Origin of the sequence: Halobacillus sp. BBL2006 (assembly GCF_000786645.1) — a bacterium.
In the GTDB taxonomy this organism is placed as follows: Bacteria; Bacillota; Bacilli; order Bacillales; family Halobacillaceae; genus Halobacillus.
In genome coordinates this window covers 1-6,095 of the sequence record NZ_JRNX01000582.1, presented here as the reverse complement: position 1 = coordinate 6,095, position 6,095 = coordinate 1, and the positions used below count along the sequence as shown (strand labels likewise).

Here is a 6,095-nt window from a genome sequence, read left to right as displayed (position 1 = left end):
CTCGAAACTGAGTCTTCAACAATCGGGAGCTTTAGTTGTATGAGATTCCTAATTTAGCAAGTTGCTATTTTTACACCTGAATGTTCAACACCGATAGATATCATATCTTAATGTAAAGAAGGAGGTTATGGAACATGAAAAAAGGAATTGCCAATTTCCAGATTGGAGAAACATTCGACTATTTTCTATTGATTAAATCAGCAACAAAAGGGGTCGCAAGCAACGGAAAGCCTTTTTTATCGTTTATGTTAAAGGATAAAACAGGCGAGATTGATGCAAAGCTTTGGGAAGCAAGTAACGAGGATGAACAGGTCTTCCAGCAAGGAGAACTTGTGAAAGTTAGCGGGGAGGTCGGGCAATTCCGAAATAAACCCCAATTGAAAATCCATAGCATTCGTCCTTCGCAGACGACGGATGGAGTGTTTGTATCTGATTTTATTGAGAAAGCTCCTGTGGACAAAGGAGAGCTCATGGAGAGGATTACAGAAGCTATTTTTGAAATGAAAAATGCTAATTTACAGCGCATTACTCGTCAATTTGTAAAGCAGTATCAGGAAGAACTGCTGACTTATCCCGCCGCTGTACGTAACCATCATGAGTATGTGTCTGGACTCGCTCATCACATTGTTTCAATGCTTCATCTTGCGAAAGAAATCATCGGACTATACCCTGATTTGAATAGAGACCTTCTCTATGCAGGGATCATTTTACATGACCTAGGAAAATTAAGAGAGCTATCCAATGCAGCTTCTCCTTCTTATACAACCGAAGGCAAGTTGATAGGCCACATTCCCCTTATGGTAGAGGAGATACGTCTTGTTGCGAACGAGCTACAAATCGATGGGGAAGAGGTCACGGTATTGCAGCATATGATTTTAAGTCATCATGGGAAAGCAGAATGGGGAAGCCCTAAACCGCCGCTTGTTCGTGAAGCGGAAGTGCTGCATTACATCGATATGCTCGATGCACGTATGAACATGCTGAATCGTGCATTAAGTAAAGTAAACCCTGGGGAATATACAGAGAAGCTGTACTCGCTTGAACAGCGGGCATTTTATAAACCACTGTTTGAAGAAAAATAACTGGCGTAGGAGAAAGAGACATGAAATGGAAAGATTGGGATCGGAATTTAAAGATCCGATTGTTCGGGGAAGGAACGATGAATATTCTGTTCTGGATGTTCTTCCCATTTATGACGATTTATTTTGAACGTTCTTTTGGTAAGGATTATGCGGGGATTCTCCTGATGCTGTCCCAGGCCTTTTCTGTCATCGCAAGTTTGCTGGGCGGATATTGCGCCGATCGTTTTGGTCGGAAGAAAATGATGGTTTATTCTGCGATCGGGGAGTGTCTGACCTTTATGGTATTTGCTGCAGCCAACTCTCCGTGGCTTGACTCTCCAGTTCTTACGTTCATCGCTTTCAGTTTGTTAGGCGTATGCGGTGCCTTTTATTGGCCTGCATCCCACGCGATGGTTGCTGATGTTGTACCGGAGAAACACCGGGCGAACGTATTTGCTGTTTTTTATACATCCATCAATATTGCCGTTGTGATCGGCCCGGTAATTGGAAGTTATATCTTTTATACATACCGTTTCGAGATGCTGATCGCTGGTGTAGTCATTACAGCCTTATTAGCTGGGCTCCTTTCCTATTATTTAAGCGAAACAACGACAGTCAAAGAACGTGTAAAGGAGAAAGGAGAGAATGTGTTTTCGGTCATTTGGAAAGAACTCAGTGCCTATCGTATCATTGCAAAAGATCGGATCTTTCTTCTTTTCATCATTGCTGGAGTTTTGGCAGCTCAAACTTTTATGCAATTGGATTTATTGATTGCCGTTTATACGAGTGAAGTAGTAGAGAATCAGACGTTGGTTCAGATAGGGGAATGGAGCTGGAAAATTTCAGGGGAAAGAGCCTTTGGACTTGTATTAGCTGAAAATGGGTTACTTGTCGCTTTATTTACCGTAATCGTAACGAAGTGGATGAATCAGTTCAATGAAAAGCGGGTGTTCATCTTTTCCAGTGTCTTCTATGCCGTTGGAATTATCTTGTATGGAATGACTCAAAGTGTATGGGTGTTTGTGATAGCAATGGCGATTTTTACTTTTGCAGAATTGATGGTGGTTGGAATTCAGGAGAGCTTTGTTTCGAAATTGGCTCCGGAAGATATGAGAGGGCAGTATTTTTCTGCAGCATCGCTGCGTTTTACGATTGGTCGACTGCTGGCTCCGTTAAGTTTGATTGTTTCTAATTATATGAGTTACTCTATGACTTTTCTTATGCTAGGGGTCTTTGCTTTAAGCAGCGCAGCTATCTATATGTTGATGTTTGCGAAGATGAGTAGAGTCCCATCTTAAATGGGCTTGTTCATAAACAGAGCATAAGCGTCATAGACTAGATACAAATGAGATAGGGAGGAACCAACTATGTTGTTCGGGATTCCGATCTGGGTTTACTTTTGTATCATCTTTATTTTCATAAGTGGCTATATGGCGATTCGCGCGATGCGTGCAGAGCATGATTTAGAGCAGCAATTTATCGAAAAAGAAGGGCAAGTCTATTTGAAGAGAATGGAAAATGAGAAGGAACGTCGAGCTAAGAAAGATAAAGCAATGATGTCAGAATAAAAGCCAGGTGATCGGAATCACCTGGCTTTTTGTTGATTTATTCTTCAGTTTTGGTTTCTTCAGAGTTGCTTGATCCTTCGGAATCACCTGATTTAGAGTCTTCTGCTGGTGCTGCTTCAGGTTGTTTGAATAGATCCTTGTACTCTTCAATTTTCACGTTAATATCAGCCTCTTGCATCAATTTGTCCATCTTTTCTTGTAGCTTCGCTTGATCGACTTTCTGACTTACAAGTGTACGTTTGATTTCATCTTTTGCTTCTTTATAAGGTTTCACATCTTCAGCTTTACGCTTATCTGTTACTTTGATGATGTGGTAGCCAAACTGAGTTTTTACAGGCTCACTGATTTCCCCTTTTTCAAGGCTGTAAGCTGCCTCTTCGAATTCCGGTGCCATCTTACCAGGTCCGAACCAGCCTAGTTTACCACCTTGCTGAGCAGAGCCATCAGAGGAGTATTCACTTGCAAGTTTACCGAAGTCGGCACCATCTTCAAGCTTCTGTTTTACTTCTTTAGCAGTTTCTTCATCTTTAACCAAGATGTGGCTCGCTTGAATTTCAGTCTTCATACGTTCATAGTATTGCTTCATTTCTTCTTCGGAAATATCTACATCTTCGGACGCCGCTTTTTCTTGAAGAAGGCTGAAACGAATGACTTCTTTGAACTCTTCTTCACTTCCATAACCACTTTGTTGAAGAACCATTTCAAATTGGTCGCCATATTGCTCTTTAAGTGTTTCTAATTCTTTGTTGACTGCTTCATCGGATACATCATATTTATTGGCTAGGACTTCTTTCATGACAAGTTGTTGAAGGACTTGTTCCCCATTACTGCTCTTCAATTCTTGATAGAATTCCTCTTTCGTGATGTCTCCACCACCAGTTTCTACAACTACTTCAGAGTCGTCTGCATTGGATGAACAAGCAGATAATGTGAATACGCTGGCCGCTAAGGCAGCGGTGATTGCAATTTTCTTCATGACGTACACTCCTATTTACGAATTTATAATTTTTATGACGTAGAGATCTACTTCTAACAGCCCATGAGTTAATATAACATATTTTGCCTCGCATGTTCCATAGAGGAAGAACAAATTATGGAGAAGGAGATATTTAAAGAAAATAGGCCAAACCGGGAATGAACCGGCTTGGCCTGTTTGATTATAGTGTATTCAATACTTCTACATATGATGATATGAGTAAAATCGTAATCAAGACGTTGATGGTCCGGAATACGCGTGTTTGCTTTTCATTCGACATCTTTGTTTTCAAGCATAAGGAATGAGTGAGTGAATTGAACACAAATAATATGACGAGTGCGTACAAGATAAATCCAAATGCCATGACGAAGAAACCTCCTTTATTCCCTATGAAACTACTCTATCAAAATTTCTCACCATTGAACAGAATAAAGGGACGGAAAATAATAAAAAAGAACGTTCCATCTAAGAACGTTCCTTTCATTCAATTAGGCTTCGCGTCGTTGGATAAGAATGTCATAGCCTTCTTTCGCATTTTCAATGATGCATTTCCGTGGTGCTTTTGCAAAATAATTTAGATAGAGAAAATCGGAAAAAGACAATCCAATATTCACGGCTGCAAATAAAATTAGATAAGCATAGTAGTTCGGGAAGACACAGCTCATGACGATTGCCGGAACAGTAATGAACAACGTCGGTGCTAAAGCCATCATGATAGAAGTCTGCTTCGATAATTTTGATTTGCATTGATACGTGAACGTTGGAATGATTCGTTTCCTGAATCTAAACTTCACTCTAAGTCGCTTGTAAAAGAGAATGAGTGGCAGTATATGCATAAGCCGATGCATAGATGGCAGGAAAAACAATATGACAAGAAGAGGCAAGAAGCCGTGATCTTTCATATCGTGCGTGCCATGATACATCGAAAATGGTAAATATAACAACATAAAGGACAATAGTCCAGTCAAAAACGACATCAGGTAAACGCGATTTAGACCGAATTCTTTGTTGATGTTCACTGTTTTCCAGCAATTCATCAGAGAATCCCCCTTTGCTACAAAAAGTACTGTGATTTTTATAAGAAATATCGCTATGATATGTGTGATTTCGTCAAATCATAGATGTTTATCGCACAAGTGGAATAATAGTATGTTTCACAAGAAAAAGCAATAGGTTTTTTGTAAAAAAAAAATTTGTTACAAAAACTGTTTTGGCGGGAATTGACTGCACGTCTTATAATCCTGTTATACCAGGGGTTGGAGGGGGGATTTGTGAAGAAAGAGGATCCATGTGAGATGTTCCGTTTTCAACTTCAATTGCTTCTAAAGATGGAGGAAATGAAGAAGTATCCATTTGCAAAAATGGTGATTGAAAAAGAACTTACTAAGAGTGATTATATAGAAACATTAGAATTGCTAGAAAAGCTTGACGCTCCGTACAAGGATGATTGTCAAAGTGGATTCATCCATCATCAATCTTTTCCTCTTCATTATGCTGGTATGCTATGTCATAAGCTGCCTATAGACGAATCACTTGAAGCACTAGAGTGTGAAGATATTTACCCTGATGTCGAGGAAAAGTTGATGGAGCTGAGCAAACATTGAAAAACCCCTTCCCGAAAAAAATTTAGGAAGGGGTTTTCTTATAAGTAAAAGATTTGGTTGTCCTAATGCACTGTTGTAGCGGTACAGCAATTAGCCTCTCAAGGTTATAAGTCAATCGACTTCAAGGAGAGACAGGTCATCCATCACGCCGCATATAATGTTTGTTAGGGGCAACAATTTCATAGTTAAGAAGATTTGGGTTTTTGTTTTTTGTACGTTTCTAGGTCTGTTGGTTGGTTAATTACTGAATCCGTCTCGATACTTTCTAAGGAACGTTCCAGGATTTCCATATACTCATCTCCGTAGATTTCTTTGATCAGAGCAGATAAATCCAAGAATTCAGGTAGCTTGCCATACATTTCCGTCATCGGCAGCACCCCTCTCAAAACTGAGTTATCATCAGGATTGTACTCAGCCAAGGTAGCTTCTAACAGCTCCACACCTTCCTCTGTCAATTCTACGTATGTGTTTCGCTTATCATTCTCACGCTTGGAGAATTGCAATAATCCTCTCTTTTCAAGCTTCTTAGAGAAATTGAAGGCCGTGGAAACGTGCATGACCCCATACTTCGAGATTTCTGAGATACTTGCCCCTTTTAAATGGTAAGAAATCCATAAGATATGATGCTCGTTGATGTTAAGTTGGAAAGGTTTGATCCAATCCTGCCAATCCTTTTCAATGGCTTTCCAAAGAGCTTTCGATAGCTGGGCCATTTTATGGCTATAAAAGATTGCCTCCCGTTTGGAAATTTTGTCTTTCATACATCTCACCTTCTTTAGGGTTGTCATAGATCTTGAGTGTCAGGTTTACATGAATGATGAAAGTAAGAAGAAACCCATCATCCTAGAACAGACCGTGCTACTTCTAATGATAATAATAATTTAAA

8 protein-coding genes are annotated in these 6,095 nt (G+C 39.8%); 4 read left to right on the top strand and 4 right to left on the bottom strand.

The window, feature by feature from the left end; translation table 11 throughout:
• Positions 1-134: 134 nt before the first annotated feature.
• From yhaM to LD39_RS16335, 3 genes are all read left to right on the top strand, one after another.
• Entirely contained in the window at positions 135-1,082 is a 948-nt protein-coding gene (gene yhaM / locus LD39_RS16345) for a 3'-5' exoribonuclease YhaM (protein ID WP_035549871.1), read from the top strand.
• Between the two features lie 20 nt (positions 1,083-1,102).
• On the top strand, positions 1,103-2,359 hold the full coding sequence (locus tag LD39_RS16340; RefSeq protein ID WP_035549868.1) for an MFS transporter: 1,257 nt from the start codon (positions 1,103-1,105) through the stop codon (positions 2,357-2,359).
• Positions 2,360-2,428: 69 nt separating this feature from the next.
• Complete coding sequence (locus LD39_RS16335; RefSeq protein WP_035549865.1) at positions 2,429-2,629, top strand: sporulation YhaL family protein; 201 nt, start codon at positions 2,429-2,431, stop codon at positions 2,627-2,629.
• 37 nt (positions 2,630-2,666) lie between these two features.
• Here the strand turns inward: LD39_RS16335 and LD39_RS16330 are convergent, their stop codons facing one another.
• From LD39_RS16330 to LD39_RS16320, 3 genes are all read right to left on the bottom strand, one after another.
• On the bottom strand, positions 2,667-3,605 hold the full coding sequence (locus tag LD39_RS16330; protein ID WP_035549862.1) for a peptidylprolyl isomerase: 939 nt from the start codon (positions 3,603-3,605) through the stop codon (positions 2,667-2,669).
• Positions 3,606-3,786: 181 nt separating this feature from the next.
• On the bottom strand, positions 3,787-3,969 hold the full coding sequence (locus LD39_RS16325; protein ID WP_035549858.1) for a hypothetical protein: 183 nt from the start codon (positions 3,967-3,969) through the stop codon (positions 3,787-3,789).
• 124 nt (positions 3,970-4,093) lie between these two features.
• Entirely contained in the window at positions 4,094-4,642 is a 549-nt protein-coding gene (locus tag LD39_RS16320) for a DUF3267 domain-containing protein (protein WP_035549855.1), read from the bottom strand.
• Between the two features lie 234 nt (positions 4,643-4,876).
• Here LD39_RS16320 and LD39_RS16315 point away from each other — a divergent pair, with 234 nt between their 5' ends.
• Entirely contained in the window at positions 4,877-5,209 is a 333-nt protein-coding gene (locus LD39_RS16315; RefSeq protein WP_035549852.1) for a DUF1878 family protein, read from the top strand.
• Between the two features lie 185 nt (positions 5,210-5,394).
• Here the strand turns inward: LD39_RS16315 and LD39_RS16310 are convergent, their stop codons facing one another.
• The gene (locus tag LD39_RS16310; protein WP_035549849.1) at positions 5,395-5,970 is read right to left on the bottom strand and encodes an HTH-type transcriptional regulator Hpr; all 576 of its coding nucleotides are present in this window, start codon (positions 5,968-5,970) and stop codon (positions 5,395-5,397) included.
• Between the last annotated feature and the right edge of the window lie 125 nt (positions 5,971-6,095).

What these genes read in the sequence shown, in the direction of transcription:
- LD39_RS16340 (WP_035549868.1), top strand. Translation starts at nt 1,103, where the DNA reads ATGAAATGGAAAGATTGGGATCGGAATTTAAAGATCCGATTGTTCGGG.
- LD39_RS16310 (WP_035549849.1), bottom strand. Translation starts at nt 5,970, where the DNA reads ATGAAAGACAAAATTTCCAAACGGGAGGCAATCTTTTATAGCCATAAA.
- yhaM (WP_035549871.1), top strand. Translation starts at nt 135, where the DNA reads ATGAAAAAAGGAATTGCCAATTTCCAGATTGGAGAAACATTCGACTAT.
- LD39_RS16325 (WP_035549858.1), bottom strand. Translation starts at nt 3,969, where the DNA reads ATGGCATTTGGATTTATCTTGTACGCACTCGTCATATTATTTGTGTTC.
- LD39_RS16330 (WP_035549862.1), bottom strand. Translation starts at nt 3,605, where the DNA reads ATGAAGAAAATTGCAATCACCGCTGCCTTAGCGGCCAGCGTATTCACA.
- LD39_RS16335 (WP_035549865.1), top strand. Translation starts at nt 2,429, where the DNA reads ATGTTGTTCGGGATTCCGATCTGGGTTTACTTTTGTATCATCTTTATT.
- LD39_RS16320 (WP_035549855.1), bottom strand. Translation starts at nt 4,642, where the DNA reads ATGAATTGCTGGAAAACAGTGAACATCAACAAAGAATTCGGTCTAAAT.